24 protein-coding genes and 1 tRNA gene are annotated in these 25,373 nt (G+C 36.0%); 11 read left to right on the top strand and 14 right to left on the bottom strand.

What is annotated here, in order from left to right; translation table 11 throughout:
- Positions 1–2: 2 nt before the first annotated feature.
- Positions 3–395 carry a 30S ribosome-binding factor RbfA gene (rbfA, locus tag DFQ03_RS01295; protein WP_133671229.1) on the bottom strand — a complete coding sequence of 131 codons (393 nt, stop codon included), beginning with the start codon at positions 393–395 and terminating at the stop codon, positions 3–5.
- A 65-nt stretch (positions 396–460) separates the two neighbouring features.
- On the opposite strand from rbfA, the gene mce reads away from it, so the two are divergent.
- The 5 genes from mce (at position 461) to DFQ03_RS01270 (ending at position 5,367) form a co-directional block, all read left to right on the top strand.
- Positions 461–865, top strand: a complete 405-nt coding sequence (gene mce / locus DFQ03_RS01290) for a methylmalonyl-CoA epimerase (protein ID WP_133671228.1) — start codon at positions 461–463, stop codon at positions 863–865.
- A 134-nt stretch (positions 866–999) separates the two neighbouring features.
- Positions 1,000–1,073 (top strand) — tRNA-Ile (locus DFQ03_RS01285).
- 52 nt (positions 1,074–1,125) lie between these two features.
- Positions 1,126–1,281, top strand: a complete 156-nt coding sequence (locus DFQ03_RS01280; protein ID WP_133671227.1) for a GIY-YIG nuclease family protein — start codon at positions 1,126–1,128, stop codon at positions 1,279–1,281.
- Between the two features lie 474 nt (positions 1,282–1,755).
- Complete coding sequence (locus DFQ03_RS01275) at positions 1,756–4,371, top strand: M14 family metallopeptidase (RefSeq protein WP_133671226.1); 2,616 nt, start codon at positions 1,756–1,758, stop codon at positions 4,369–4,371.
- A 234-nt stretch (positions 4,372–4,605) separates the two neighbouring features.
- Positions 4,606–5,367 carry a hypothetical protein gene (locus DFQ03_RS01270; protein ID WP_133671225.1) on the top strand — a complete coding sequence of 254 codons (762 nt, stop codon included), beginning with the start codon at positions 4,606–4,608 and terminating at the stop codon, positions 5,365–5,367.
- A 276-nt stretch (positions 5,368–5,643) separates the two neighbouring features.
- On the opposite strand, the gene DFQ03_RS01265 is transcribed toward DFQ03_RS01270, so the two are convergent.
- The 7 genes from DFQ03_RS01265 to DFQ03_RS01235 form a co-directional block, all read right to left on the bottom strand.
- Positions 5,644–8,544, bottom strand: a complete 2,901-nt coding sequence (locus tag DFQ03_RS01265) for a type I restriction endonuclease subunit R (protein ID WP_133671224.1) — start codon at positions 8,542–8,544, stop codon at positions 5,644–5,646.
- Between the two features lie 4 nt (positions 8,545–8,548).
- Positions 8,549–9,496, bottom strand: coding sequence for an Abi family protein (locus DFQ03_RS01260; protein WP_133671223.1), 948 nt, complete (start codon positions 9,494–9,496; stop codon positions 8,549–8,551).
- A 312-nt stretch (positions 9,497–9,808) separates the two neighbouring features.
- A complete protein-coding gene (locus DFQ03_RS01255) occupies positions 9,809–11,353 on the bottom strand; it encodes a Fic family protein (protein WP_133671222.1) in 1,545 nt (514 codons plus the stop codon).
- Between the two features lie 265 nt (positions 11,354–11,618).
- Positions 11,619–11,897 carry a GIY-YIG nuclease family protein gene (locus tag DFQ03_RS01250; RefSeq protein WP_133671221.1) on the bottom strand — a complete coding sequence of 93 codons (279 nt, stop codon included), beginning with the start codon at positions 11,895–11,897 and terminating at the stop codon, positions 11,619–11,621.
- A 169-nt stretch (positions 11,898–12,066) separates the two neighbouring features.
- Positions 12,067–13,434 (bottom strand): restriction endonuclease subunit S, encoded by a 1,368-nt coding sequence (locus tag DFQ03_RS01245; protein WP_133671220.1) that lies wholly within the window; start codon positions 13,432–13,434, stop codon positions 12,067–12,069.
- Positions 13,434–15,023, bottom strand: coding sequence for a type I restriction-modification system subunit M (locus tag DFQ03_RS01240; protein WP_133671219.1), 1,590 nt, complete (start codon positions 15,021–15,023; stop codon positions 13,434–13,436). The genes DFQ03_RS01245 and DFQ03_RS01240 overlap by 1 nt, the downstream gene beginning before the upstream one ends.
- Before the next feature lie 159 nt (positions 15,024–15,182).
- Entirely contained in the window at positions 15,183–15,521 is a 339-nt protein-coding gene (locus DFQ03_RS01235) for a hypothetical protein (protein ID WP_243834386.1), read from the bottom strand.
- Between the two features lie 313 nt (positions 15,522–15,834).
- Between DFQ03_RS01235 and DFQ03_RS18730 the strand changes: the two genes are divergently transcribed.
- The 5 genes from DFQ03_RS18730 (at position 15,835) to DFQ03_RS01215 (ending at position 17,471) form a co-directional block, all read left to right on the top strand.
- Positions 15,835–16,011, top strand: a complete 177-nt coding sequence (locus tag DFQ03_RS18730) for a hypothetical protein (RefSeq protein WP_166637418.1) — start codon at positions 15,835–15,837, stop codon at positions 16,009–16,011.
- Between the two features lie 9 nt (positions 16,012–16,020).
- Positions 16,021–16,290, top strand: a complete 270-nt coding sequence (locus DFQ03_RS01230) for a hypothetical protein (protein WP_133671217.1) — start codon at positions 16,021–16,023, stop codon at positions 16,288–16,290.
- Between the two features lie 38 nt (positions 16,291–16,328).
- The gene (locus DFQ03_RS01225; protein WP_133671216.1) at positions 16,329–16,571 is read left to right on the top strand and encodes a hypothetical protein; all 243 of its coding nucleotides are present in this window, start codon (positions 16,329–16,331) and stop codon (positions 16,569–16,571) included.
- Positions 16,572–16,618: 47 nt separating this feature from the next.
- Positions 16,619–16,807: a hypothetical protein gene (locus DFQ03_RS01220; RefSeq protein ID WP_133671215.1), complete on the top strand. Its 189-nt coding sequence runs from the start codon at positions 16,619–16,621 to the stop codon at positions 16,805–16,807.
- A 97-nt stretch (positions 16,808–16,904) separates the two neighbouring features.
- Positions 16,905–17,471 (top strand): TlpA family protein disulfide reductase, encoded by a 567-nt coding sequence (locus DFQ03_RS01215; RefSeq protein ID WP_133671214.1) that lies wholly within the window; start codon positions 16,905–16,907, stop codon positions 17,469–17,471.
- Between the two features lie 5 nt (positions 17,472–17,476).
- On the opposite strand, the gene DFQ03_RS01210 is transcribed toward DFQ03_RS01215, so the two are convergent.
- Positions 17,477–18,529 carry a phosphotransferase enzyme family protein gene (locus tag DFQ03_RS01210; protein ID WP_133671213.1) on the bottom strand — a complete coding sequence of 351 codons (1,053 nt, stop codon included), beginning with the start codon at positions 18,527–18,529 and terminating at the stop codon, positions 17,477–17,479.
- 196 nt (positions 18,530–18,725) lie between these two features.
- Here DFQ03_RS01210 and DFQ03_RS01205 point away from each other — a divergent pair, with 196 nt between their 5' ends.
- Positions 18,726–19,280, top strand: a complete 555-nt coding sequence (locus DFQ03_RS01205) for a hypothetical protein (RefSeq protein WP_133671212.1) — start codon at positions 18,726–18,728, stop codon at positions 19,278–19,280.
- A 1-nt stretch (position 19,281) separates the two neighbouring features.
- Here DFQ03_RS01205 and DFQ03_RS01200 read toward each other — a convergent pair whose 3' ends face one another.
- The 5 genes from DFQ03_RS01200 to nirB all read right to left on the bottom strand — a co-directional run bounded on the left by DFQ03_RS01200 (position 19,282) and on the right by nirB (position 25,316).
- The gene (locus tag DFQ03_RS01200) at positions 19,282–19,866 is read right to left on the bottom strand and encodes a precorrin-2 dehydrogenase/sirohydrochlorin ferrochelatase family protein (RefSeq protein WP_133671211.1); all 585 of its coding nucleotides are present in this window, start codon (positions 19,864–19,866) and stop codon (positions 19,282–19,284) included.
- Positions 19,853–21,703: an ATP-binding protein gene (locus DFQ03_RS01195; RefSeq protein ID WP_133671210.1), complete on the bottom strand. Its 1,851-nt coding sequence runs from the start codon at positions 21,701–21,703 to the stop codon at positions 19,853–19,855. Before DFQ03_RS01195 ends, DFQ03_RS01200 begins: the two co-directional genes overlap by 14 nt.
- 23 nt (positions 21,704–21,726) lie before the next feature.
- Positions 21,727–22,317: a DUF4202 domain-containing protein gene (locus DFQ03_RS01190; protein WP_133671209.1), complete on the bottom strand. Its 591-nt coding sequence runs from the start codon at positions 22,315–22,317 to the stop codon at positions 21,727–21,729.
- A 21-nt stretch (positions 22,318–22,338) separates the two neighbouring features.
- On the bottom strand, positions 22,339–22,719 hold the full coding sequence (nirD, locus tag DFQ03_RS01185) for a nitrite reductase small subunit NirD (RefSeq protein ID WP_133671208.1): 381 nt from the start codon (positions 22,717–22,719) through the stop codon (positions 22,339–22,341).
- A gap of 83 nt (positions 22,720–22,802) precedes the next feature.
- Positions 22,803–25,316 (bottom strand): nitrite reductase large subunit NirB, encoded by a 2,514-nt coding sequence (gene nirB, locus DFQ03_RS01180; protein WP_133671207.1) that lies wholly within the window; start codon positions 25,314–25,316, stop codon positions 22,803–22,805.
- Positions 25,317–25,373: the final 57 nt, after the last annotated feature.

The raw sequence follows: 25,373 nt of genomic DNA, 5'->3' as shown, positions 1-25,373 counted from the left end.
GATCAGCTCTTTTTGCGTTTAGGTAACAAATCTCTGTTTTCTATTGGGTTTTCTTCGCGCTTCAATGACTTTTCTATATTCTCTATATAATCTAAAGAATCATCTAAATAGAACAACAACTCCGGTACTCTGCGTAATTGATTACGTGTGCGTTGAGAAAGCTCGTGTTTTATTAGCGGTTGGTTAGATTTTATGCCTTCCATTAATTCACCAGCTTTATCGTTCGGAAAAATACTTAAGTAAATTTTAGCGATAGATAAATCGGTAGTAACGGCAACTTTAGACACTGATATTAGCGTATTACGAAGTCCGCCATTTATGGCGGCCTTTTGTAGAATATCTACAATATCTTTCTGAATGACCCCAGCTATTTTACGTTGTCTTTGCGTTTCCATACTGCAAAAATACATATTAAAATGTATCTTAACCCCTATATAATGCACTCTGAAGCAAATAAGGCATGAAAAAGATTGAACATTTAGGTATTGCGGTTAAGAACATGGAAGATTCCAATGCACTTTTTGAGAAATTATTGGGCGTAGCACCCTACAAACAAGAAGAAGTAGCATCTGAAGGGGTACTAACATCTTTCTTTAAAAACGGACCTAATAAGATAGAGCTTTTGGCTGCCACAGAACCAAACGGGCCCATTGCCAAATTTTTAGAGAAAAAAGGAGAAGGCATACACCATGTAGCTTTTGAGGTAGAGGATATCGTTGGGGAAATGGAACGTTTAAAAAAAGAAGGTTTCACGTTATTAAATGAAAAACCTAAAAAAGGAGCAGATAACAAACTCGTAGCATTTGTTCACCCTAAGACTGCGAATGGGGTGTTGGTAGAGTTATGTCAAGAAATTGGTAAGTAGCGGTAGAATTGTTTGTGTCAGTTAAAAATAAGTAGTAATATTGCATCCGCAATTTGCGGGTTTTATAATACAACTGGTTTGAGCACCAGTCTTACTGATTTCAAATTAGAATGCGTATTATAAAATTTATAACCGGTCCTATAGCTCAGCTGGTTAGAGCACCTGACTCATAATCAGGTGGTCCCTGGTTCGAGTCCAGGTGGGACCACATTCAAAACCCATTAAATCAAAAGATTTAATGGGTTTTTTAATTTTTAGGTATGTCACACACGTACATTCTGCACAGTAAAGCACTTAATAAATTCTATATTGGTGCATGTCATGAAGATTTACAAAAACGTATTGAAAACCATAATTTGGGTACTTATGGAACAAAAAGCTATACTTCGATTACAAACGATTGGGTTTTGTTCTAAAAGTTTGATTGCGATGATTATGCACATGCTATACGTTTGGAGCGAAAAATTGAATCAATGAAGAGTAGTGTTTATATTCAGAATTTAACAAAGTAAGCCGAATTGCGAGACAAGATATTTATTGAAACAAAGAGCACCTGACTCTCCCGATAACTATCGGGACAGGTGGTCAACTTTAGGTAGGTGGGACCACACTTAAAACTCCATTAGATTTTTTGATTTAATAGAGTTTTTTTATTTCAGGGATGTCACGTCACACAGTTGCATTCTGCGGAGTTCAAACATAATTAGATCAAGATACATCTTCACACATATTAGTAGATTTGATCTTTGATAAACCATTTCCTCAATAACGCCACCTTTAGATTATCAACTAAGAAATTAACATTTCTTTTAACATAATCTTTGCTAGATACATTTACCTAGCTCTTTACTATTTCTTAATTTCCTAGTTCAAACAAACTAATTCAAAAAATGACTACAAAAAATTCTTGGTGCAAGGCGGCATTACTGTCCCTTGTAACTACCATTTTGTGCATATCCGTTACGGTGGCACAAACCGTTCCTTCTCCCGAAGATGTTTTTGGCTTTAAAGTGGGTGCCGACTATAAGTTGGCAGACTATAGCCAAATTGAAGACTACCTTGGTCAACTAGACGCAGCTTCTAACCGTGTTAAAAAGGTTGAAATCGGTACAAGTGTACTAGGTAGAAAAATGTACATCTTGTTTATTTCTAGCCAAGAAAATCTTAAAGATTTAGACAAGTGGAAAGACATTAGTACAAAACTTGCACGTGTTCAGGTATCTGATGACGAAGCCAAAAAATTATCTGAAGAAGGTAAGGCTATAGTTTGGATCGATGGCGGTATGCACTCTACGGAGTTGGCTCACGGTCAAATGACTTCTGAACTGGCATACACTTTGACTACATCAGAAACCACAGAAATAAAAAAAATACGGGAAAATGTAATCACCATTTTAATGCCGGTTATGAATCCTGATGGATTGGATATTGTTGTAGACTGGTACAAGAAGAACTTAGGTACCGCTTATGAAACATCTCGCCCGCCTATTTTATATCACTACTACATGGGGCATGATAATAACCGAGATTGGTTCATGAATACCATGCCAGAGACGTATAATGTAACTAAGATATTGTACAATGAGTGGTATCCGCAGATTGTGTATAACCACCATCAATCTTCACCTTCTTGGACAAAAATATCGTTACCACCATATGCGGATCCTGTGAACCCTAGAATTCACCCAGCAATTACTGCCGGTGTAAGTGAGGTAGGTTCTGCTATGACCAAAAGATTTTCATTGGAGAATATGCCGGGTGCCATTGCCGATAATTTTTATACCATGTTCTGGAACGGTGGTGGGCGTACCGTGCCTTATTATCATAATATGATCGGTATTTTAACGGAAACCGGACACACCTCGCCAACTCCTAGATATTATGACCCAGAGAAATTACCTAAAACCGTTGCTGGTGGTACACCTACCGATGGTACAGATATTATGTACCCAGACCCTTGGAAGGGTGGCGAATCTCACTTTCGTGATGCCGTAGATTATATGTTGACCGCTACTTGGGCAACTTTAGATTTGGCTGCCGACCGTAAGAGCAACTACCTATATAACATTTACAAAATGGGAGCTTCGGCAATTGAAAAGTCGAAAATAGAAGGTCCGTTCGCCTACGTAATAAGTAAAGAACAATGGGATGCTTTTGAGTCCGTGAACTTAGTAAATGTGCTTCTTAAGGGCGGAATAGAAATTGAGAAGGCAACCAAAAACTTTGAGATCAACGGCAAGAAGTATGAAAAAGGAGCGTATATCATTTATACGGCTCAAGCCTTTAGACCGTATTTGATGGACCTAATGGAAAAGCAAAACTACCCAACACGTTTCCAATATCCAGGAGGTCCTCCAGACACTCCGTATGATTTAGCTGGGTGGACATTACCAATGCAAATGGGTATTGCGGTAGATAAAATTGCAGAACCGTTCAAGGTAACCACAGAAAAAGTGATAGACGCTGCACAGTATTATGAAGGAGATGTAAAAGGGAATGCTTCTTTTGGGTATTTTTTGAGTGCCAACAGTAATGCATCGGTCGCTGCAACCAATAAAATATTGAAAGCGGGCGGTACGGCGTACAAGACCAAGGCATCGTTTAAATCTGGTAAAACCACCTATCCGGCGGGTTCATATATTGTATCTGGCGGTAGTGCATCTATAGAAGATTTAGCTGCTGAATATGGTTTAGAAGTTACTGGGTTATCCGCAGAACCAAAAGTAGAAATGACAAAGGTTCACGCTCCAAAAGTAGGCTTGTACAAATCTTGGGTTTCTAATATGGATGAAGGTTGGACACGTTTTATTATGGATGAATATTCTTTTGAGACAGATACACTTCATGATACTGACATTCAAACAAAAGATTTATTGCAGTATGATGTATTGATATTACCATCGCAACGACCAAAGTCAATATTACATGGTAATTCTCCATTAAAAATGCCAGAGAAATTTACGGGAGGTATTGGTCTAGAAGGATCATTGGCATTGAGTAACTATGTAAAAAATGGAGGAACGTTAATAGCGTTTGATGAAGCTAGTAACTTTGTAATAGAGCAATTTGGTTTGCCATTAAAAGATGCAACCGAAGGAACAGAAAACACAGAGTTCTTTATACCTGGATCTTTAATAAAAACAGGAATAGATACCACACATCCGTTAGCATTTGGTATGCAAGACACGGTAGCGGTTTCTTTTAATAAGAGTCGTGCATTTGTAATTGATAAGCAATCTAAAAAAGGTGAAGGCGGCACAGAAGAGATCAAAGATGCACCGGCACCAGAAGTTGAGGTTATTGCCAACTATGCAGAGAAAGATTTATTGATGAGCGGTTGGGCGATGGGCGAGAAAAAGTATATCGCTAAAAAGCCAGCTATGGTCAAAGCAACTTACGGCAAAGGATCAGTAATTCTTTTTGCATTCAGACCTCAGTTTAGAGCGCAACCAAGAGGAACATACAAACTGATATTCAACTCCATTTTTGAGGGAGCAGCCGAGTAGTTGTTAGAAGCTAAATCTAGTGCATATCTAGATAATTAATTAATATTAAATGCCCATCGAAATTCGATGGGCATTTTTCTTTCAAATTATTTTTAAATAAAAATATTCCTACAAACACCATAGCTGTTGACGTAGCGTAAACATTACGGAAAACCGTAATATAATGGATGCAATAATTATAAAATCTATTTGTTAAGTAAAGACCTAACAAATAAATTAAAACCAAAATCACCTATGAAACGATTTAAACAATTACTCTTGCTTTCCGCTATTTCAGTTATTAATTTTAGCTGTGAAAAATCTACTTCCGAAGAGTTTGAAGAAGTAAACGGAAGTGTAGAAACAAAGCTTATCAGCTCAATAAACGTTACGTCTGCCGAAGATTCAGATGATAGTGCAAATGTTTTATTTTCTTATAATGCAGATTTACAACTAACATCAATTTTCGACGGAACAGAATCTACCAATTTCACCTATGAAGATGGTGATCTTAGTAATGTAACGGGCAATGTAGACAACGGTAATGTAGAAGAATTATACGAATCTCCTTATGATGCTTTTGAAACCGGACAAGTTGAAGAGTATGATGAAAACGGAAACCCTTCTGTTTTGCAGTTTATAGAGTACGATTATGATTATATGACAGGCGAAGAAGAGGTGGTGTATTACACGGCAGAAATCTCTTATGACGATAAGCCAAATCCATTTTACAAAACTGCAGAAGCAGCGGGTATGATCGATGTGTTGGATCAAATCAAATTAAACTTTGCAGCGGCACCGCAAGCAGAAGAAATTGTCAGGGCAAAAGCATTGTTTCCAAACAATAACCCGTCGCAAGTAGTTTATAAAAATGAGGAAGGTGAAATAGAATACACTATTAATATGTCATATACTTATGATGGTGATTACCCAACAGCAGCAACTGTATCTACTGTTTCTATGCACTCAGATGAGAACGAAACATACTTAACGACCTTTACCTATGTAGGTGACTAAGCAAATTCAAAATTTATAAAGAATAAAAAGCAGCCTAAAATGGCTGCTTTTTTTGATTTAAGGGTCTTCCGTAAGATGACTTTTAGATAATTTTTAAAACCAATTTTCTTATTACCTAATAAAATATTAAATTGAGGCTGCCCTTAATATTAGTATACTAAAGTTCCCCCAGAATCTATTAGTGTTGCTCTTTATTAATGGGCTTTTTTTATTGCTGCTCAACCAAGAGTTCACTCGCTCTGTTTTTAATTAAATTCCCAGTTATTGGCTAAGTTTTTATCCCACCATCCCATTTACAAATACCTCAACGAATTCTTTCATTTTAGAAAGTATACGTTCGCCTATCTCGCGAGCTTTTAAAATGCTAGGTCTATTGTCCAAGCATTTAAAAATATCATCACGTATGGGTTCTTGACCACTGTAAATGTAACTGTTTACCAGTGCATTGAATTGAAGCTTGTCAAGTTGTTCTTCTTCGCATATTTTGCCCAAAGCCAAGATTTTTTGATCTTGCCAATAGGTTTCAAATTCATCTTGAATGTTGTCTACGTCATTTATTTTAGGCAGGTTTTCTTCAATAAACTTTTCAATAAGCTCTCGCTTGCTACGCAGCATGGTATCGCCACCTAATAGATCTATAATGGCTTTTTTCTGTTTTTGAGCTTCGGACTTTGTGGCTCCTTTTAGTTTGGCAAGAAGTTTAATAATGTAGGTAACATTAATAGTATCGCTATGTATCAGCTCAAGTTCAAAATCTATATCGGCTAGAATAGAGGTTTTTTGCTTTTGGTTGTCGCGCTGTACTTTGTCGTATAAGTCTCTGTACTTTCCTTGATAGTCCGCAAATTCTTGTTCGCTTATGGGTAAATCGTCCCAATTAAAATCGGTGTATGATTGTAACACGTTCATATTTCTCAAGAGCCTTCTAAACGCTTGTACAAAGGCAGCTTCATCATCTTCTTTCACTAGGTCGTTTACACTTTGGTAGGTAGGTGTTATTTCACGAAGATTCTTTAGGGCTTCATCAAATTTTTCTGCAATAGCTTCATAATCTGGCATGGTGACCACTTCTATGGCATCTTTGTTTGAAAAAAGGGTAATGGCATCATCTGTCGCTTTTTTAAGGTTACGAAAGCACAGTATGTTCCCTTGCGATTTCTCTTCTCCTAATATTCTATTAGTTCGGGAAAATGCTTGTATTAATCCATGTTGTTTTAAATTTTTATCAACGTATAGTGTATTTACTTTTTTGGCATCAAAACCGGTAAGCATCATGTTGACCACTAAAACAATATCTAAACGGTCTTTTTCATCATTGAAAGTAATTTTCTCTCTTTCTTTTAAGCGCTTGCTAATATCCTTAAAATAGTTCTCAAATTGTTGTTGGTCCTTGGTTGTAAAACTAGTGTTGTACATGGCGTTATAGTGCCCAATATAGGTTTCTAGTTTATCTCTGGTATGGCTAGAAGTATAAACAGGAGATGGCTCTGCAGCCAAGTCCAATTCATCACCTGGTAGATAATCTTGTGCATCTTCATTGGCTTCATTGACACCATAAGTGAAAATAGTTGCAATACGTAAATTATGTTCCCCAGCTTCTTTTTTCTTCTGAAAGAGGTCATAATAGGTAATTACATTATCAATACTACTAACGGCAAATAAGGCAGAGTACTCTTTACTAAAAGTCTTTTGGTCATGATGCGCTATTACGTAATCTACAATTTTGGTAATTCGCTTTTCAGAATCTAACACCTCTTTTTTATCAATGTCCTCAACTTCAATATCAATAAAAGTTTGGCTTTTATTCTTATACCTGCCTACGTACTCAATACCAAATTTTAATACGTTTTGGTCTCTTATGGCATCTGTTATTACATATTTGTGTAGACAATTACCAAACAAGTCTTTTGTTGTGCGTTTACCAAGGTCATTTTTAGATGCATTGTCTGCAAAAATTGGCGTACCGGTAAAACCAAATAATTGACTATTGGTGAAGTATTCTGTAATTCTTGCATGTGTTTCACCAAACTGACTACGATGACACTCATCAAAAATAAATACAAACCGTTCATTTTTTAGAGCATCTAATTTTGTTTTATTATGACCCGTTATGGCATTATTTAGTTTTTGAATAGTGGTGATAATTAAATCAGAATCTTTACGAACGCCTTTTTTATCTTTAAACTTACCTAAGAACTGATTAACTAGACTAGTGGTATTATTAGTAGAGTCTACACTACCTTCTTTAAAGGCGTTGAATTCTCTCATAGTTTGGTAATCTAAATCTTTGCGGTCTACTACAAAAATTACTTTGTATACCTCTGGCAAGTCCATTAATATTTGGCTTGTCTTAAAAGAGGTCAATGTTTTTCCAGAACCTGTGGTATGCCATATATAGGCATTATCTGTTGAGGTCTGTACTTGCTTTATAATGGCTTCGGTTGCAAAATATTGATAGGGACGTAATACCATCATTATTTTGTGGGTTTCGTTGATGACGATGTATTTTGCAATCATTTTACCCAAGTGGTTTGGGTTTAAAAATTGAGCGGCAAATTCGGTAAGCTCGGTTACATTTTTATTTTGTTTATCTGACCAGAAGAAGGTCTGTTTAACCGATTGTAATTTGTTGTTTGCCAAATATTTGGTGTTACCGCCATTGCTGATTACGAATAACTGCACGTATTGAAACAAGCCATGATTGCTCCAAAATGAATGTAATTGATAACGGTTTATTTGATTGAAAGCTTCTTTAATTTCAATACCTCTGCGTTTCAGTTCTATTTGTACAAGAGGCAAACCATTGACCAAAAGCGTAACGTCATACCTGTTTTTATAAGAACCTTCTAATGTTACTTGATTTGTGACTTGGAATAAGTTGTTTGTCCAGTTTTCAGAATCGTAGAAGCGAACATAACAAACATCTCCATTTTCCCTAGTAAAGCTAAAACGATCACGTAATGTCTTTGCTTTTTCAAATACATTGCCTTTTGCCAAATGATTAAGAATGGCATCAAACTCTTTGTCTGAATAGTTAGCTTCATTGAAAGCTTCTAACTGACTTTTTAAATTAGAAACCAATGCTTTACCATCCAATATTTTTACAGGCGTGTACTCTAAATCAATTAATTGATTGATCAAGTTGTGTTCTAAAATGGCTTCTGGTTGTGTAGTCATAGTATTATTTCCATAACGGTTCATTTTTCCAATCAAGAAGATTACCATTACCATCAGAAGGGATACCTAGGTACTGTATAGGTACTTCAGGATATTTGGCAAATAACAATTCTAATTTTTCTTTTAGTCTATTACCAGGGTTTGCTCTTAAAAGTAAGTAGCGAAGCACGCAAATAAAATAAAAAATCCGTTTATTATTTTGGTACCTAGTACCTAACCAAGGACCAACGGGTTTTAATAATTTTTCTGGCTCTATGGCTAGGTCCTTGTTCCATAATCTTGAATGATGCGCACAAATATTTCTAACATAAGTTAACGTATGTAACCAAGATGTGAATACCGTAGGGTGCACTTCAAAATAATTTGCTATACTTTTTTTATCAGCATTATTTCGTAAACCACGGTAAATATGTGATAGATCGCCCATTGTCAATAACTCAAAACGCATCCAAGAAGGCGGGTTCGAAGGACTATTATAGGTGTTTGTGTAATGTTTTATAAACACTTCGGGTTTACGCGCACTTGTTGCCCTTGAAATAATACTTTGAAAGTCATTGAAAGGGTCAACTAATCTTCCTATCCTATTATAATACGGTGTTATAAAATGAGCCTTGTCATCTTGCCAATGTGCATTATTATGTGTTGTAGCCATATGATAGATGAATTGTGTTCTCACCGCAACTTCTATACGTTCTATGCAATCAAAAACTAAAAGGCGAAGTTCACGATCAAAAGAATATGTTTTTATAATTTGATCAAAAGTAGTACCAGTATTAAAAGTGTCTTTTATTTGTTGATATGGAAGATAGTATGCACTTAGGCGATAATAACTTATTTCGGACAAGTATGAAAGTGCTTTTTTATCATCAGTTATTGTTAGTTGACGATTTTTAAGAAGCGCTAGTTGGTCTGCAAATGTTAATGGAGTTTTGGTATAAGGTTTTTTACTCATAGCTATAAAAGAAAAGACCTCCCAAGTGTGCTTCTATGATAGGCATGGGAGGTGTATTGCTGTATATTAAGTACTGATCTCTGCAAGCACTTAACGATAAAAGTTTCTTCTAAAGTATATGCAAAACTACATATTTTGTACCAAATAGACATATTCATTAACATATTTATGTTTTTCTCAACAATTAAATTTAACCAAATTGATTTTAAGCGCACTATTATAAAGGCTTTGAATAATTATAACCCAATTTCCAATATACTTCAATTATCAAATGAATTAGTTTGTGCTCTAACAATGCTTCTGGTTGCTTAGTCATTTGGTGTTCAAAAAGATACGTTTATAATTTGCTTCTATAGCGGTTACTTCTTCATCCTTTAACTCAGAAAATTCCTTTTTTAAGGCTCTTTTAGATAGTACCCCGTTATGCTGTTCTAGAAAACGAACCAATATGGCAACCAATTTATCGGGCATTTCAAAATGGTTATCTACATAGTGTTTAAAGGCATCATAGTTTTGTAAATAATTTACCTCTTCTGGTATGACTCTTTCTAAGGTGTCTTCTACACAATCGTATAAAAATTCCGCTTGCGGTGTAGCATCAAAGTATCTATAAAAGTCAATGGTAGTGTTTGTTACCTCAATATTATGGTCTTCTGTTTCTTTCCATTCTATATAATCTAGTAAAGGGTGTGAGTATGCTTCCAATACATTTCTATAATCATCAATATGATCCAAGATAGAAGACGATACGGGAAAAATTACTCCTTGTTGTGCAAACCCTTTTTTTGCTAATACATGATGAATTATATAGCGGTGTAAACGCCCGTTGCCATCTACATAGGGGTGAATAAAAACAAAACCGAATGCAATCGTGGCCGCAGCCAAAACAGCATCATAGGTTTCATCTTGCAGAACGGCGTTTGTGGTCAGTAACCCTTCAATAAGTTGTTCAAGATCTTCTTGCTTTGCAGAGATATGGTCTGGCAAAGGTTCGCCGCTAGATCTGTCATGCGCGCCAACAAAACCACCTTCTTTTCTAAGCCCCATTTGTACAAACCTGCTATTTTCTATAATGAGCTGCTGTAAACGGTTTAACTCTGCTATGCTTAATGGTTTTTGACCAGCTTGCCCAATAGCCTTACCCCAACGCATAGCTCTATTATTACCTGGGTTTTCGCCCTCTATGGAAAAAGATGCTTTTGAGTCTTTTAATAGTAAAAAGGATGATGCACGCTGTAACACATCTTTATGAACGGTGTTTAAAAATGTATTTTTTTTACCAGATACATTGGCGTTTATATGCTTTTCTAATTTTTCTGTTTTGAATATAAGCGGACAAAAATCTATGGTGCCCGGTAGGTTGTTGGTTATTTTTTGTCGGGAAGCATTTTTACCAACTACCGTGTATTGCATTTTAGCGTCTAGTAGGGGAATATATTTGCGCTTTTTTAAATCTACCTGTACTTCAATTTCCTCTTGTTGCAACCACTCGTATAGAAACCATATTTTTCGGCTGTATTGCCCCATTGGTTCTATGTGTAATATATGCTGTATTTCTTTTTTTGAAAGTGTGTGGAATAAAGATTTAAAAAATAGCAGGTTGATGCCTTCATATTTAATAGCAAAAACAAGCTGTTTGTATATGGTTTCTTCTGGGGCATATGAGGCGGGATACATTTTCCAAGCACCTTCACTATATTTTTTGCTCTTTTCAGTTATAAGCGATAATGTATTTGGAAACGGTATTGGCAACTGTAAACGCTCTATTATAGCACCGTAACCCACTATTTTTCCTTTTTCAGGAGTAGTTTTACCCTGAAATATAGATGTTTTTATAGCTGGTATTTTAATTTCCATGGTATTAAAAATAATACGATTAAGCTCTAAGATAGCGCAAAAAAACATGCGCCACTGTAAAATTACGTGCGCACATAAGCTTTTAACTTAAAAACATGCGCTAATGAATTGATTCTAAAACGTGCGCAGACATAAAAAAGTGTGCGCTAATACTAATATCTACAAAAAAATACGCGCATCAAATGTCTAATTCATTCAAAACGCTCTCGTATCATCATTACGAGCGCCTCCCTCGTAATGACGAAGGCAACACTCGCAATGACGTTTATGTTAAATCTTCCCAGTCTGGATTCTTCTTTTCTATCAATGCTATTTTTTTTGCTCTGTTGCCTGCTTTTATTTGCTTCTCTCGTGCTATGGCATCTCCTATTTCTTGAAAAGCTTCGTAGTACACTAATTTGTCTACGTTGTATCTGGCAGTAAACGATTTTTTATCATGTTTGTTTTTATGCTGCTGTATACGCTCACCCAAATTAACCGTAACCCCAACGTAAAGCGTGGTGTTATTTTTGTTCGTTAGTATGTATACATAGCCTGGTTTCATAATTATTCATCATTGCGAGCGCCTTGAATTCGTCATTGCGAGCGCAGCGCGGCAATCTGTAAGTTAGGAACACGCCCACGTATCGTCATTGCGAGCGTAGCGCGGCAATCTGTTCCTTAGGAACACGCAACAGGCAGATTGCCGCGGTCGTGCCTCCCTCGCAATGACCTTACACGAACATTTGCTGCAACAGCCCTTTTTTAAAGCTTTGCGTTTTTTCTATTTGTTGGTGTACGGTTTCTATTTTAGTGTCTATTGCCGATAAATAATTGGCTATTTTTTCTCTTTCCCCTTCACACGGAAATGGTATTGGCATTTTAAAAAAATCAACATTTGTAATGTTCATTCGATCATGTCTTGCACCCATATTTGACACGTTTTCTAAATATCTGTGCCAATTAACAGTTTCGAAATAGTATTCAAAATATTCCAAATTCTCTACTTTAAATTTAAAAACAGAATATAATGGTGACATTACACCTTGCTGTAATTTATTTCTTTTTATAGGTCCGACAGGCGCATGTACTGAAATTCTTGGGTTATATATAAAATCATTAAGTTCTACTATATAATACCCGGTTAAATTATTTTGATTAGCAATATCTCTATCAAAATAATCGCTTTGACTAACAATACCTTGAGTAGCTGAATTGGTAAGAACAAAATTTACTTTATTCTCTTTGTTTTTATTAGCATTTCTCTCAGCAAGCTCCCCCAACCGTTTCTCCTCCCAATCCGGAAAGTCCTCACCATTCTCATCTTTAAACCTAAGCTTACCCGAGAACAGTTGTTGCATCACCCCTTTTTTGTATTGCTCTAAAAGTGCTTTCTTTTTGCTGAGCTGCTGTATTTTTTCATCTACCGCACTTAAAAAAGAAGCTATTTTTTGTTGCTCGGGGAGGGATGGGAACAAATACTTAAAATTTGAAAAATCCGTTTTGTTAATTTGAGGAACAGCTTGAACTCCAGCTAATAATTTTATTTTAATTCCATTTTTTTCTAATATTCCGTATAAAAATTCATTAGAATATTCTTTAAATGCTTCTAATGCATTTATTTGCTGGTTTGTTAAACATTCTTCGGTTGATTGAGCAACTTTACCAATTGTTGAACCAATACAAACAAACAAGACACTACCCTTTCTTACTTTTCGTCCTTTACTAAACCCAAGTTGTGTTAAAGTTGTTTTAGTTTCAAAAACAAACCTATTTGCCTGTATATCAGAAGGAGAAATAAATAATTTTTCACCATTATAATATTCTTCATTAGCAGTTGATGGCGTACTACCAGTAATAATTTTAGCAACCTCACCTAATTTCTTTCTTTTCCACTCCCCATCAAACTCCTTAAAACGAAGTTTTGGTAGTAGGGGTAGCGTTTTTGATTGGGCAGATTGCTTCGTGCCTCGCAAAGACGTTTCGTGCTCGTCATTGCCAGCGGAGTGAGGCAATCTGTCTGTTGCGTGTTCCAGACTGGCAGATTGCCGCGTCGTGCCTCCTCGCAATGACGTTTGTTTTTTGTTATTATCCTCTGCCATTAAAACGGGGTGTTTATACCTAGTTCGTCGCAAAATTGCTTAATGGTGGCATCGGTGCTTCGGCTACGCTCAGCAACCGCTCGCAATTCATTGCTTACGGCTTCTAAGTCTACCGGTTCTTCTTCTTCAAACGTATCTACATACCTGGGTATATTTAAGTTATAATCGTTCTCTTCAATTTCTGCTTTGGTAGCTACGTAACTGTATTTTTCTGTGGTGGCTTCTTCAAAATTGCCACTGGTATAACTTTTATAGGTGTCAATAATTTTAGCAATATCCACATCTCGCAATACATTTTGCGTCTTCACCTTCTCAAAATGTTGGCTGGCATCAATAAACAACACTCGGTCACTGAGCGGAGCCGAAGTGCGTGTTTTTTTCAATACCAAAATACAGGTGGGTATGCTGGTACCGTAAAATATATTGGCAGGCAAGCCAATAACGGCATCTAAATAATTACGGTCTTTGATCAAGTACTTTCTAATATGACCCTCTGCGGCACCTCTAAATAAAACCCCGTGCGGCAAAACCACCGCCATGGTACCGTTATCATCTAATTGGTGTACCATGTGTTGTACAAAGGCAAAATCCGCCTTGCTACTGGGTGCCAATTTTCCGTAGCTAGAAAATCGGTCGTCGCTCATAAAAAGCGGGCTGGCGCTCCACTTGGCAGAAAAGGGCGGGTTGGCTACAATAGCCTCAAAACGTTGGTCTATATGTTGTGGGCGTTCTAGGGTGTCTTCATTCTTAATATCAAAACTTTTGTAATGCACGTCGTGCATGATCATGTTCATACGGCAAAGGTTGTAGGTGGTAGGGTTCATTTCTTGCCCGTAAAAAGCACTTACATTTTTTACCGCCTTGGCAACACGTAACAGTAAAGAACCCGAGCCGCAGGTAGGGTCATAGACCGATTTTAGCTTGTCTTTGCCCACCGTTACCAACTGCGCCAATATGCTAGATACTTGCTGTGGCGTATAGAATTCACCTGCTTTTTTACCCGCACCACTGGCAAATTGCCCAATGAGGTATTCATAGGCATCGCCCAAAACATCGCTCTCCGTATTTTCTAGGTCAAAATCTATTTCGTTTAAATGCGTAAGCACTTTTACAATCAGCTCATTTTTATCATTCTCAGATTTTCCCAGTTTAGAGCTCGTTAAATCTAAATCTTCAAAAAGGTTACCAAAATCGTCTTCGCTTTCGGTTCCCATGGTGCTTTGTTCAATATGGTTAAGCACTTTGGCAAGATCCCCTAAAATAAACTGGCTTTTACCGCCGGCATTACCTCTACGGGCAAGCTCGCTAAACAATTCAGATGGTGCTAAAAAGTAACCTAGCTTATCTAAAGCTGCATCTTTTACGGCAGCCATATAATCGGCTTCCATTTTGTGCCCTTCAATTTCTTGAAATGTGAGTGCGTCTGGTTGTAAAACTTCATTGGCATAGAGCTCCATTTTTTTACTGAGGTACTTGTAAAAAATGAAGCCTAGTATATAATCTCTAAAATCATCGGCATCCATTTTACCACGTAGGGTATTGGCAATGTTCCAGAGTTGTTGTTCTAATTGTGCTTTTTGTTCGGTCATTGATTTGTTATAATTCTTTTTGCAAATGCTAATTTAAATATGGGAGAAAGCTATAAACTAACAACCAAAATAATCATTCTAATTTTATAAACCATTACAAAAGAAAACGCTATTATATATAGTTAAGAATATGGTTGCAAATGCTAAAAATTGAAAACATCAATTAGGCGCACAATTTAAATTTTCATTATAAGGTTGTATGTATTTCCAGAAAGCTTCGCCTGCGCTTTGTAAATAGTTCATGGCATAATTGCTTTTTGTTCTAGAGCCTACTTGATAAATATAATCTGTATAAGAGTTTTTAAAACGAACAACGGCAAAATAGTAGCTGTTGTAATTATCGCCATCAATCTCATAAAAGGTAACTTGAGATATGGCATCGCTAGAATAACTATAATAAGAAGACCCGTAACTTTCAGATTTTACCATAGCCAATAAATCAGAACAAGAAGATTGGGCGTTGATTTGTATAGTACCTACTATTAGAAAAAAAAGCATAAATAGTTTTTTAAATAAATTCATTTGATTTTATCGGTCTTTTTAGATTTTCTAAATCTAAAAAGACTTCCTCAATATCTTTTACGGTAACCCGTAAATGAGGTAGTAAGTGTTACTTTAATTACCCCATTCAAGTAAAAAAAACCAAAAGCTGTTTTTAATAAAATCGATTGAATTAACAGTGCAACGGCAAAAAATCTAAAAAATCAATTAACTTTAAAAGAGATATGCCTTGGTAGGGAATTTTACTGCACAGAATTGAAAGAATAATATTAAATTTAGGCAAATACTTAATAAAACGCATTTGTAAATAATGGCAAAAATTGAAATTAAAGGTTCCCCCGAAGAGCTAGAAAGAGTAGCTACGTTCTTGGCAAACAATAACGTAAAATTTGATATTGTCAATGATTACGGTAACCATTCTTTAGAAGATTTAGACAAGTACGAGAATTTAAAAACTAGGTTCTCTGACCCAATGCCAGAAAAATAATTCAGAGACATGAAGGGCTTACAACAAATAAAATCTGAAATAGAACTGTTGACTAGTACTAGCAACAAAACAGAGCTAGAGATAGTAGATGCACTTCACAAATATTACTTCAACAAAGCTGTAACGGCAGAGATCAAACTTTACAAGAAAAAAAAGAAAAAGGTAGCTGAAATAACCAAAGACCTTAAAATTAGTCACCGTAGATTCTATAAAATATTAGAAGACAAAAAGGTAGAATTCACCAAATACAATAAGTCGAAGGAAGAAGCGGGAGAGTAACTTATGTTAATTCGTTTAATTTTGCAAAAGGTATAGCAATGAACAAAGAAGCACTCTCAAAATTAAGTACAGAAGAATTACTTAAAAAATATACAGCAGCAATAACTATGGTTTGGCTCTTGGCAATTGTTTTAACCGGAGTTTTACTTTTCTTTATTTACGTTTCTATACAAGATGGACTTACGCCTTTAGTGGCAGTTCCGATAGTGTTGTCTGCAATTATTCCATTGAACGTAAAGAATATGAATTTGCTAAAAAAGCAGTTGGATTCAAGAAAATAAAAGCTAAAATTTTAGTCGGATAATTAGGAATAGAAAACTACATAAGCATGAAAAAAATGACATCAATTATTGGAATGGTAATAGCAATAATTGAAATAGCATATAGTTTTATTGGAACAAACGATACAGGTCAATTTTTTGGATTTGAAATGAATATTTGGCTTTTTCGTTTACTTTGGCTTGGCTTATTCGGGATTGTTTTTTATGGATACCTTAAAGAAAGTAAGAAGCCATAATTGAACCAATTAAACGTAAATTCTAAATTAATTGAAATAGACAGGTAATATAATACAACTAGTAAAGAATCACTCTATTACCCGACTGATACCCCACATGAAAAAGCGAAAATTTAAAATCAGTGATATTATTTTTGTGGCGTTTATTTTGCTGTTGCTAATTCCGCAGACGAGAACCCCAATTCAGGTAGCTGTTAATAAACTGAAAGTAGTTGTTTGGTCACCAAGTGTTGAAGATGAAAAAAATCAGGATCAGATAGTTCCGTTTCAATATGCAGTAACTAATTTACAAGGCGATACCAAAAGTATTTCTGTAGGTAAAGGCAAGGTTACTTTTATAAGTTATTGGGCAACTTGGTGTCCGCCATGTATTGCAGAATTACCTGGAATTCAAGAATTGTTTAAAGACTACGGTGACAAGGTCAATTTTATTTTATTGACCCAAGAAGAGCCAGAAAGAGTACAGCGCTTCATTACTAAAAAGGATTATGAACTACCTATCTATTTTCCGCAAATGCAAGCTCCTGAAATTCTTCAAGAAAATAGTATTCCAACAAATTATGTTATTGATGCTACGGGAAAAATCATCATAAAAGAAACGGGTGCAGCAGATTGGAACAGTAAAAAAATACGCGTGCTGTTAGACGATTTAACTTCAAAATAGGCAAACTAACCAAGTCGTTTTTGAATACAGGCTGCCATAAAACCTTTTTTAGCTAATGCTTTTTCAGCGAAATTAAAGAGACTAGTACATCTGTCTAAGTTCTGATTCTCGTAAGTTACTTTGTAGTATTTATTGTTGTTCAAGTAATCTGTCAAAGCTCGCAACCCATGAATAAAAGGCATAAATACAGTCCCTAATGGTAAGCTATCTTTATCGGCAGTTGTTAAGAGTTGTTGGTTAAGAACTAATCCGTCAACAAAAGATTCAAATAGATTCTCATCGAAATGAATTAAATCGTGGTTTTGTTCATCTTCAGGAGCATTGTTTACCACTGTTCTAATGGCATCGCCAAAATCATAAAAGAAATACCCTTTCATAATGGTGTCTAGATCAATAAGGCATAACGCTTTATTAGTGCTATCCGAGAATAAAATATTATTTAGTTTGGTATCATTATGGCAAATTCTAACTGGTAAATTAATAGTTTGTAATTGTTGAAGCTCCTTAAAAAAGGACTGGGTCTTTTTAATAGCTACAGCAGCAATTTCTTTTTTGTGTGCATCTGCATTTTGTAAAGCTTCTTGAAACTCTAGAGTTCTATGGTTCAAGTTATGGAATTTTGGCAATGTATCTTTAACTATAGAAAGGTCCACATCTTTTAATAAACTATGAAAGCGACCTACAATACGACCGGCTTCAAAAGCAATGTTGTTATCTGTAGTGGTGTTATAGGTGGTGCTTTGGGGTATGTAAGTCATCATTCGCCATAGACCATCATTTTTCTTTAAAGTATGTTCCCCGTTTTTCGTTCGTAAGAAAGTGATTTGTGCATAATCTTCTGCATTTAAAAATGGCAGTGTATTACTAATGTTATCCATTAGTATTTCTGCATTTTTAAACACTTGGGTATTTATTTTCTGGAGAATGTATTGTCGACCATCACCCTCCGTAAACAAAAAAGTGTCATTGATGAGTCCGTTATTTAAGGGAGTCCACTTTATTGAATTTCCGTTGAAGTTAAATTCAATCAGTATTTCTCGAATAGATTCTGAGGTCATTATTTCAGTACGATTTTGAACTTTTAAAGGTATTGAAAACTACAGCTCTAAAACTTATTTCAGAATGAAGAATACAGAATAGGCAAAATAGCTTTATTTAACAAGAATTTTCTTTATTTTATGCAGTTGGCCTAAAAATAATACGATTTTTAAATTATCGCAGTTTAGTACTTAACAAATTAAATTTCCCCCAAGAATGAGTAAGATTAAAACCTATTTAAAAGTTGCGGTACTCTTTTTTACATCAACTTATGTTCAAGCACAATGCGAAGTTTTTAAAAGTGAAATTAGCGATGTACAAAACTACATGCAACTAGTAAGTAAATTATCAGATTCGTTAAGAAGCGACGTAGAAATTGCCTCTTTTGATGCTTCTGTAACCAAGGCACGAAAAAACACCAAATCAGCAATGCTTTTAATGGGTCAGGCTGTAAATGCAGCAGATGAAGCTGTACTCTTAGCTTCTGAGGCGCAATATGATTCTGAAAGATGCGGATTAGACGAAGTTATTAGTTATACGATCGATGCAGAAAGACATGCCATAGACTCTCGTGATTTTTCTACCGAAGCTTTTGAAAATGTAAAGAATGCCTCGAAGGCAAATAATCTAGGTAATTTGCAGTTTTATATGCGTAAGGCACAAAGATTAATGAAAGGTGCACAAGAGTCGGCAGATGCTTCTGTATACGCAGCAGATAATGCCCATTATAGCTGTAGTCATAATTTAGACCATGCAAGTGTAGACAGGTAATTTACCCCTCTTTTTTATTTACTAAACCTTTTGTGAATTCGTTTAAGGTCTCTACTTTTTCTTCAAAATCACCTTTAATGGTTTTTCGGAATTCGTTGAGGTTTTTAACAAGGTCATCAATATTTTCAGGAATTACATCCTCAAAAAATTGACGTAATCTTTTGGCTGTAGTCGGTGATTTTCCGTTAGTAGAAATAGCCACTTTTACATTGCCCTTGGTAACAATACCACCCATATAGAAATCACAAAAAGGAGGGTTGTCGGCAACGTTCACCAATATTTGTCTTTCCCTACAGTCATGATATACCTGCTCGTTTACAGGTACATTGTCTGTAGTAGCGATTGCAATATTTTTCCCTTTTAGGTAAGACACATGATAGGGTGCCACATTCATTTTTATATTGAACTTATTGGCTAAAGCTATTGTTTCTTTCCTAAACATTGGTGATACCATTTCAACTTGTGCGGTCGGACTTGATTTTAACAAAAAACTCAATTTTTCTAAAGCAACATTGCCACCTCCAACTATTAAAATCTGAAGATTAGATACTTTTAAAAATACAGGGTAAAGCTCATTCCGTTCCATTGGCAATTTTATTTTCTTCTGTTTTGTAATTTATGGTAACGCGTGTTCCTTTTCCTATTTCAGAGTTAATGAACAACCGCCCGTTAATATAGTCTATACGCTCTTTCATAAAAAATAGACCCATGCCACCTTCGCTATTGTTCTTTGGTAGTTGGCCTAAAATAGTATCGTCAAAACCTTTACCATCGTCATCTATAACAACGCTTAAAATAGGATAAGAGTAATTTAAAGTTACCAAAATATAATTGGCTTCCGCATATTTTATGGCATTGTTTACCGCTTCTTGTGTAACACGATAGATGTTAGTTTCAGCTAGTGAGTCAAACCTTATATTGGCATCGGTCTTATTTTTAAACAGAACGGTTTTACCTGTAAGTTTAGAAAGTTCGGTGGTCATTTTATGTATTGCGGGGAAAATTCCGTGATCACTTAATTCTGGCGGAGTAAGGTTGAAAGTGGCTGTTCTAACCCCTTTTATAAGATCAGATGTTAAGGCTTTTAGGTAGGCGATTTTTTCTGCCGTTTTGTCCTTATTCTCAATATCGATAGATTCAATATTAAATTTAAGTGCAGTCAACATTTGTCCTATTCCGTCATGAATATCTTTGGCTATTCGCTTACGTTCTTCTTCTTGACCCTCCACAATTTGGCTTGCCTGCAATTTTTTCTGCTGCATGCGTTCCTCAAAATTCTGCTTGGTCAACTGCTGTACTTTAAGCTGATTTTCTTTTCGTTCAGTGATATCTGAACATAGAATTAAAATATCTTGTTCTAAGGTAGATTGATGCATGGGCACTATTGACATGTCTAACCAAATTGTATTTCCTTTGGTAGTTACTACTTGCAGCTCTTCTGTACGCATCACATTTTTCCTGTTAATTTTCAGCACTTCTTTTAGATAAGACTGCTGGCCTTCTTCAACGGTGAGAATTTCTGAAATAGGCTTGTTTACAGGTGTGGTCTCATGACCTAATAAATCTAAAAACTTCTTACTTATAAAAACAATGGAACCATCTTTACGAATACTTGCAAAAAGTGCAGCGTTGTCAATAACAAAATTTAGTTCTTGCAACTCTTTGAGCGAACGTTCTTTTTCGTCATATAAATTTTGAATCTTTTCCAGTTGATCTTTTGACTCTTCATCCTTACCCATTAAATGTCCAATGGTATTTTTAATTTGGATGGATAACGGACGGAAAATAACAAAGATTTCTAGAAGAAGAATGGCTAAGGAGAATGCCAACAACCAATACTCTTTTCGTTTAAGTTTTTGTAGCTGTTCATTACTACGGGCATCATATTCATTTACAATTTGGTCCATGATGTTTAAAAACTGACGCTCATTGTTCAATAAGGCATCTAAGTCGTTTTGTTGAACAGTTGCATTACCGTCTTGCTGATGGGTTGTAAGTACATGTTCTAATGCCTTAACCATTACAGAGTGGTGAGGATCAAGCTTTTTAAATAAAGACTGTACCTTTGGGTCATTTTCATAAGGCAGGTTAAAAGAAGCGTCGCCTAAGTGAAGACCTTCGTGAGATATTTTCCAAATGTCAAGAGTTTTCTCGATTTCGGAGAGTACCATTTTTTTATCTTCCGGATTACTCAATTCTTTTAAAAGTAAAGTCTCTTTGGTTAATTTTTGACTAAAGGCACGTTGTCTACCGGCTATATTTATAAGTTCAGAATCACCAGATTGTGCTTTTAGGTGTAATTGAATAAGTACTTGGGCTATAATAACGGTAAGGGCAATGGCTGCCAATGCCAACAAATACCATTTACGAATACGTATAAACGTAGCCGTGTCCAATGGAATATTTTGCTCGTTATTGGCCATAAAAAATGATTCGTAAATTATAACTAGGCGTGAAGTGCCTTAGTAATCAAATCTAGAGAAAATTTAGAAAGCGGTAATTTTAATGCGGCTTCTTGTCCTTTGACAGACATCTTTCTCCATGTTTTCTGAAGGATATCTATTGTTTTATCTTCCTCATGTTTATGTGCAAAAGGTTCAAAGTAGAATTCTAAAAAAACCAAGCAAATTACGTCTTCTAAAGCTTGGGTTTCTTCGTTTTTCTTTAGTTGTTTTTTTTGTAAAAGAAACTTGACATTGTCAATGGTATCTTTGTCGTAACCAACATCTTCTAAAATAGAAGCGGCTTTAGTGGCATGGAATTTTTTTAACTCTTGTCTCCATCTCAAATACCCTTCTCTGTTCATTTCATAAGACTCTCTAGGTATTTCCCATCTACAAATATGTTGACATCTTGCGGTTAACCGTAAAGCTTCAGATGCGGTTGGGTCATATTCGTTTAGGCGCTCTGTCATTCGTATACCGTAAAGCACCTCTTTTGGGTAGGTGGCACCTTCAAAAATTTCGGTATTTGGGTCTTGCTTATTGGCTTCGTCAAAATGTTGAAATGCTACTAGTAATTTATCGGTGGTCGCCATAAGTCATATGTTTACTCAAAACTATTCAGAAAAGCCAACATACACAAAGTCCGACTCTATTTTTACAGGATAAGTGGCAATTGCATCTAAAGAACCATTTAAATTTTCACCTGTTTTTAGGGAAAAGGTGTTTTTGTGAAGCGGACAGGCAACTTTAGGCTCCATATTATCTTCGCCGATCATACCTCTGGAAAGCACCATTTCCATTTTATGCGGACATAGATTTTGGCACGCATACCACGTGCCTTCTCTTGTAAAGTTAAAAATAGCAATCTGCTTGTCTTTGTATTTTATACATGCTCCGCCATTTTTAGGAAACTTAGAAATAGGTGCGGCCTTAAACCAAACCTTAACATCATTAGTAGCTACACTTTCATATGTATTCAAAATAGATAAAGACATAATTTCGATTTTTAATTTTTAATAAATTTCTACGCTGGGATGATTGGAGTAAAGATTAACCAACAACTGCCAACCAACAACCGTTACGCCCACTCTTTAGGCATTTTTTGGTCTCTTAATGACACAAACTCAATATTGTTATCTGTTTCCTCAGAGTTTACAAAGTGTGTATAGCGTTCTCTGATTTCTGGAGTTTCTACAGCTTCTTTCCACTCGCATACATAAGAATCTACCAAGGCTTGCATTTCGTCATCCAAGTCTTTATTGATTCCCAAGGAATCATTGATGACAACATTCTGTAAATAAGTAATACCACCTTCCAATTTCTCTAACCAAGGCGCGGTTCTTTGTAAAGGTTGTGCCGTTTTAATGTAGAACATGATAAAGCGATCTACATATTTAATAGCAGTTTCCTTATCTACTTTTTCAGCAAGTAATAAAGCATGTTTTGGAGTAGCACCACCGTTACCGCCTACATAAACATTCCATCCGCCTTCAACAGCAATGAACCCGAAATCTTTGCCCCTGGCTTCTGCGCACTCACGAATACAACCTGACACACCGCCTTTAAATTTATGTGGAGAACGAATACCTTTATATCGATTCTCTATTTCTACGGCAAAGCTGACACTTTCATCCATACCGTATCTACACCAAGTAGAACCTACACAGCTTTTTACGGTACGTAACGATTTACCGTACGCTTGTCCGGTTTCAAATCCTTCTTCAATTAATTCTTCCCAAATTAATGGGAGTTCATGCAGTTTTGCCCCGAACATATCTATACGTTGTCCACCAGTAATTTTGGTGTACAGATCATATTTCTGGGCTATTCTACCTATTGCCATTAATTGCTTGGGAGTTATTTCACCACCGGCAACCCTTGGTACTACAGAGTAGGTTCCGTTACGCTGAATATTAGCGAGATATCTATCATTGGTATCTTGTATGGTCTCTTGTCTATTTGCTGTTTCATTATAAAGACTAGCGAAAATTGCAGCTACCGCAGGTTTACATACTTCGCATCCATTACCGGTACCAACTTCATCCAATAGCGTATCGTAATCGGTAAGACCCTTCAGTTTTGCCAAGTCAAAAAGTTCTTGTCTTGAATAATCAAAATGTTCGCAAAGACGTTCTTTAACAGTTTTGCCAAGTGTTTTTAAACTCTCTTTAATTAAATCTGCCACCATAGGCTTACAACCACCACAACCTGTAGTTGCTTTAGTAGCTTTCGCTACACTTTTCATGGTTTCGTTACCGTCTTCTAGCACTGAGCAACAAACATTACCTTTAGTAACGGCTTCACAAGAACAGATTACAGCATCATCTGGTAAATCCATGGCACTACCAAAAGCAGAACCCTCGCTTGCAGGTAGAATTAATTGAGAGGCATCTTCAGGAATTGGCATTCCGTTCAGATATATTTGGTGTAGCATACTATAATCAGACGCATCACCAACTAAAATTCCACCTAACAATTTTTTGCCATCAAGACTAACGTTGATTCTTTTATATAAATGTTGAGTTTTATTTTCGAAGATTATAGAATGCCCTTTTGTGGCAGGCATAAAAGGCTCTCCAAAGCTTGCTACATCTACGCCAATTAACTTTAATTTGGTAGACATGTCTATAGCTGCGGGCATTAAGGCTTCTGTTTTGCCTATAATTTGCTCAACGGCAATACCGGCCATGTCATAACCTGGGGCAACCAAGCCATATATCATTTGGTTATAAAGTGCAATTTCGCCAATGGCATATATATTACTATCAGATGTTTGCATTTTGTTATCCACCACGATACCGCCACGAACACCAACTTCCAATCCAGAATTTTTTCCTAGTTCATCTCTAGGGCGAATCCCAGCAGAAATTACTAACATTTCTACATCTAGAACATCATCTTCTCCAAACTCCATTCCTGTAATGTATCCGTCATCCCCAAGAATTTGATTGGTAGCTTTGCTTAAATGGATGTTTAAACCAATAGATTCCAGTTTCAATTGTAATACTTGGCTGCTTCTAGAATCTAACTGTCTTGGCATCAATTTAGGTGCAAACTCGACGATGTGTGGTTCTAAGCCCATATCCATAACTGCTTTACCAGCTTCAAGACCCAGAAGTCCGCCACCTAAAACAGCAGCTTTTGCATTTGGGTTTTTGGCCTTTAGTTTAGCGGCATAAGCCAACATGCCTTCTAGATCCTCTATAGTACGGTATACAAAAACACCTTCTTTTTCAACACCTTTAATTGGTGGTACAAAAGCGGAAGATCCTGTTGCTAATACGAGATAGTCGTATGAAAACTCTCTGTCTTTGGCCGTGGTGATAGACTTGTTTGTTCTATTAATGTCTGCAACCCGCTCATCTACGATTAAATCTATACCATTTTCTGCGTACCATTCTGCCGGAGCCATTTCTAAGGCTTTAGCATCTTGATTCTCAAAAAACTCACTTAAATGAACTCTGTCATATGCAGGTCTTGGCTCTTCACCAAAAACAATAAGTTTAAATTGTTTGCTTTCCTCTTTAGCGACAAATTTCTCACAGAATTTGTACCCAACCATTCCATTACCGACAACTAGTATAGTTTTCATGCCCTTATTATTTATGCTACACAGCAATATTACGTATAAATACGTATATATTCTATG

It is taken from the genome of Maribacter caenipelagi (assembly GCF_004364175.1).
GTDB lineage: Bacteria > Bacteroidota > Bacteroidia > Flavobacteriales > Flavobacteriaceae > Maribacter > Maribacter caenipelagi.
This window is presented reverse-complemented; position numbering and strand designations above follow the sequence as displayed.

What these genes read in the sequence shown, in the direction of transcription:
- rbfA (WP_133671229.1), bottom strand. Translation starts at nt 395, where the DNA reads ATGGAAACGCAAAGACAACGTAAAATAGCTGGGGTCATTCAGAAAGAT.
- mce (WP_133671228.1), top strand. Translation starts at nt 461, where the DNA reads ATGAAAAAGATTGAACATTTAGGTATTGCGGTTAAGAACATGGAAGAT.
- DFQ03_RS01280 (WP_133671227.1), top strand. Translation starts at nt 1,126, where the DNA reads ATGTCACACACGTACATTCTGCACAGTAAAGCACTTAATAAATTCTAT.
- DFQ03_RS01275 (WP_133671226.1), top strand. Translation starts at nt 1,756, where the DNA reads ATGACTACAAAAAATTCTTGGTGCAAGGCGGCATTACTGTCCCTTGTA.
- DFQ03_RS01270 (WP_133671225.1), top strand. Translation starts at nt 4,606, where the DNA reads ATGAAACGATTTAAACAATTACTCTTGCTTTCCGCTATTTCAGTTATT.
- DFQ03_RS01265 (WP_133671224.1), bottom strand. Translation starts at nt 8,544, where the DNA reads ATGACTACACAACCAGAAGCCATTTTAGAACACAACTTGATCAATCAA.
- DFQ03_RS01260 (WP_133671223.1), bottom strand. Translation starts at nt 9,496, where the DNA reads ATGAGTAAAAAACCTTATACCAAAACTCCATTAACATTTGCAGACCAA.
- DFQ03_RS01255 (WP_133671222.1), bottom strand. Translation starts at nt 11,353, where the DNA reads ATGGAAATTAAAATACCAGCTATAAAAACATCTATATTTCAGGGTAAA.
- DFQ03_RS01250 (WP_133671221.1), bottom strand. Translation starts at nt 11,897, where the DNA reads ATGAAACCAGGCTATGTATACATACTAACGAACAAAAATAACACCACG.
- DFQ03_RS01245 (WP_133671220.1), bottom strand. Translation starts at nt 13,434, where the DNA reads ATGGCAGAGGATAATAACAAAAAACAAACGTCATTGCGAGGAGGCACG.
- DFQ03_RS01240 (WP_133671219.1), bottom strand. Translation starts at nt 15,023, where the DNA reads ATGACCGAACAAAAAGCACAATTAGAACAACAACTCTGGAACATTGCC.
- DFQ03_RS01235 (WP_243834386.1), bottom strand. Translation starts at nt 15,521, where the DNA reads ATGCTTTTTTTTCTAATAGTAGGTACTATACAAATCAACGCCCAATCT.
- DFQ03_RS18730 (WP_166637418.1), top strand. Translation starts at nt 15,835, where the DNA reads ATGGCAAAAATTGAAATTAAAGGTTCCCCCGAAGAGCTAGAAAGAGTA.
- DFQ03_RS01230 (WP_133671217.1), top strand. Translation starts at nt 16,021, where the DNA reads ATGAAGGGCTTACAACAAATAAAATCTGAAATAGAACTGTTGACTAGT.
- DFQ03_RS01225 (WP_133671216.1), top strand. Translation starts at nt 16,329, where the DNA reads ATGAACAAAGAAGCACTCTCAAAATTAAGTACAGAAGAATTACTTAAA.
- DFQ03_RS01220 (WP_133671215.1), top strand. Translation starts at nt 16,619, where the DNA reads ATGAAAAAAATGACATCAATTATTGGAATGGTAATAGCAATAATTGAA.
- DFQ03_RS01215 (WP_133671214.1), top strand. Translation starts at nt 16,905, where the DNA reads ATGAAAAAGCGAAAATTTAAAATCAGTGATATTATTTTTGTGGCGTTT.
- DFQ03_RS01210 (WP_133671213.1), bottom strand. Translation starts at nt 18,529, where the DNA reads ATGACCTCAGAATCTATTCGAGAAATACTGATTGAATTTAACTTCAAC.
- DFQ03_RS01205 (WP_133671212.1), top strand. Translation starts at nt 18,726, where the DNA reads ATGAGTAAGATTAAAACCTATTTAAAAGTTGCGGTACTCTTTTTTACA.
- DFQ03_RS01200 (WP_133671211.1), bottom strand. Translation starts at nt 19,866, where the DNA reads ATGGAACGGAATGAGCTTTACCCTGTATTTTTAAAAGTATCTAATCTT.
- DFQ03_RS01195 (WP_133671210.1), bottom strand. Translation starts at nt 21,703, where the DNA reads ATGGCCAATAACGAGCAAAATATTCCATTGGACACGGCTACGTTTATA.
- DFQ03_RS01190 (WP_133671209.1), bottom strand. Translation starts at nt 22,317, where the DNA reads ATGGCGACCACCGATAAATTACTAGTAGCATTTCAACATTTTGACGAA.
- nirD (WP_133671208.1), bottom strand. Translation starts at nt 22,719, where the DNA reads ATGTCTTTATCTATTTTGAATACATATGAAAGTGTAGCTACTAATGAT.
- nirB (WP_133671207.1), bottom strand. Translation starts at nt 25,316, where the DNA reads ATGAAAACTATACTAGTTGTCGGTAATGGAATGGTTGGGTACAAATTC.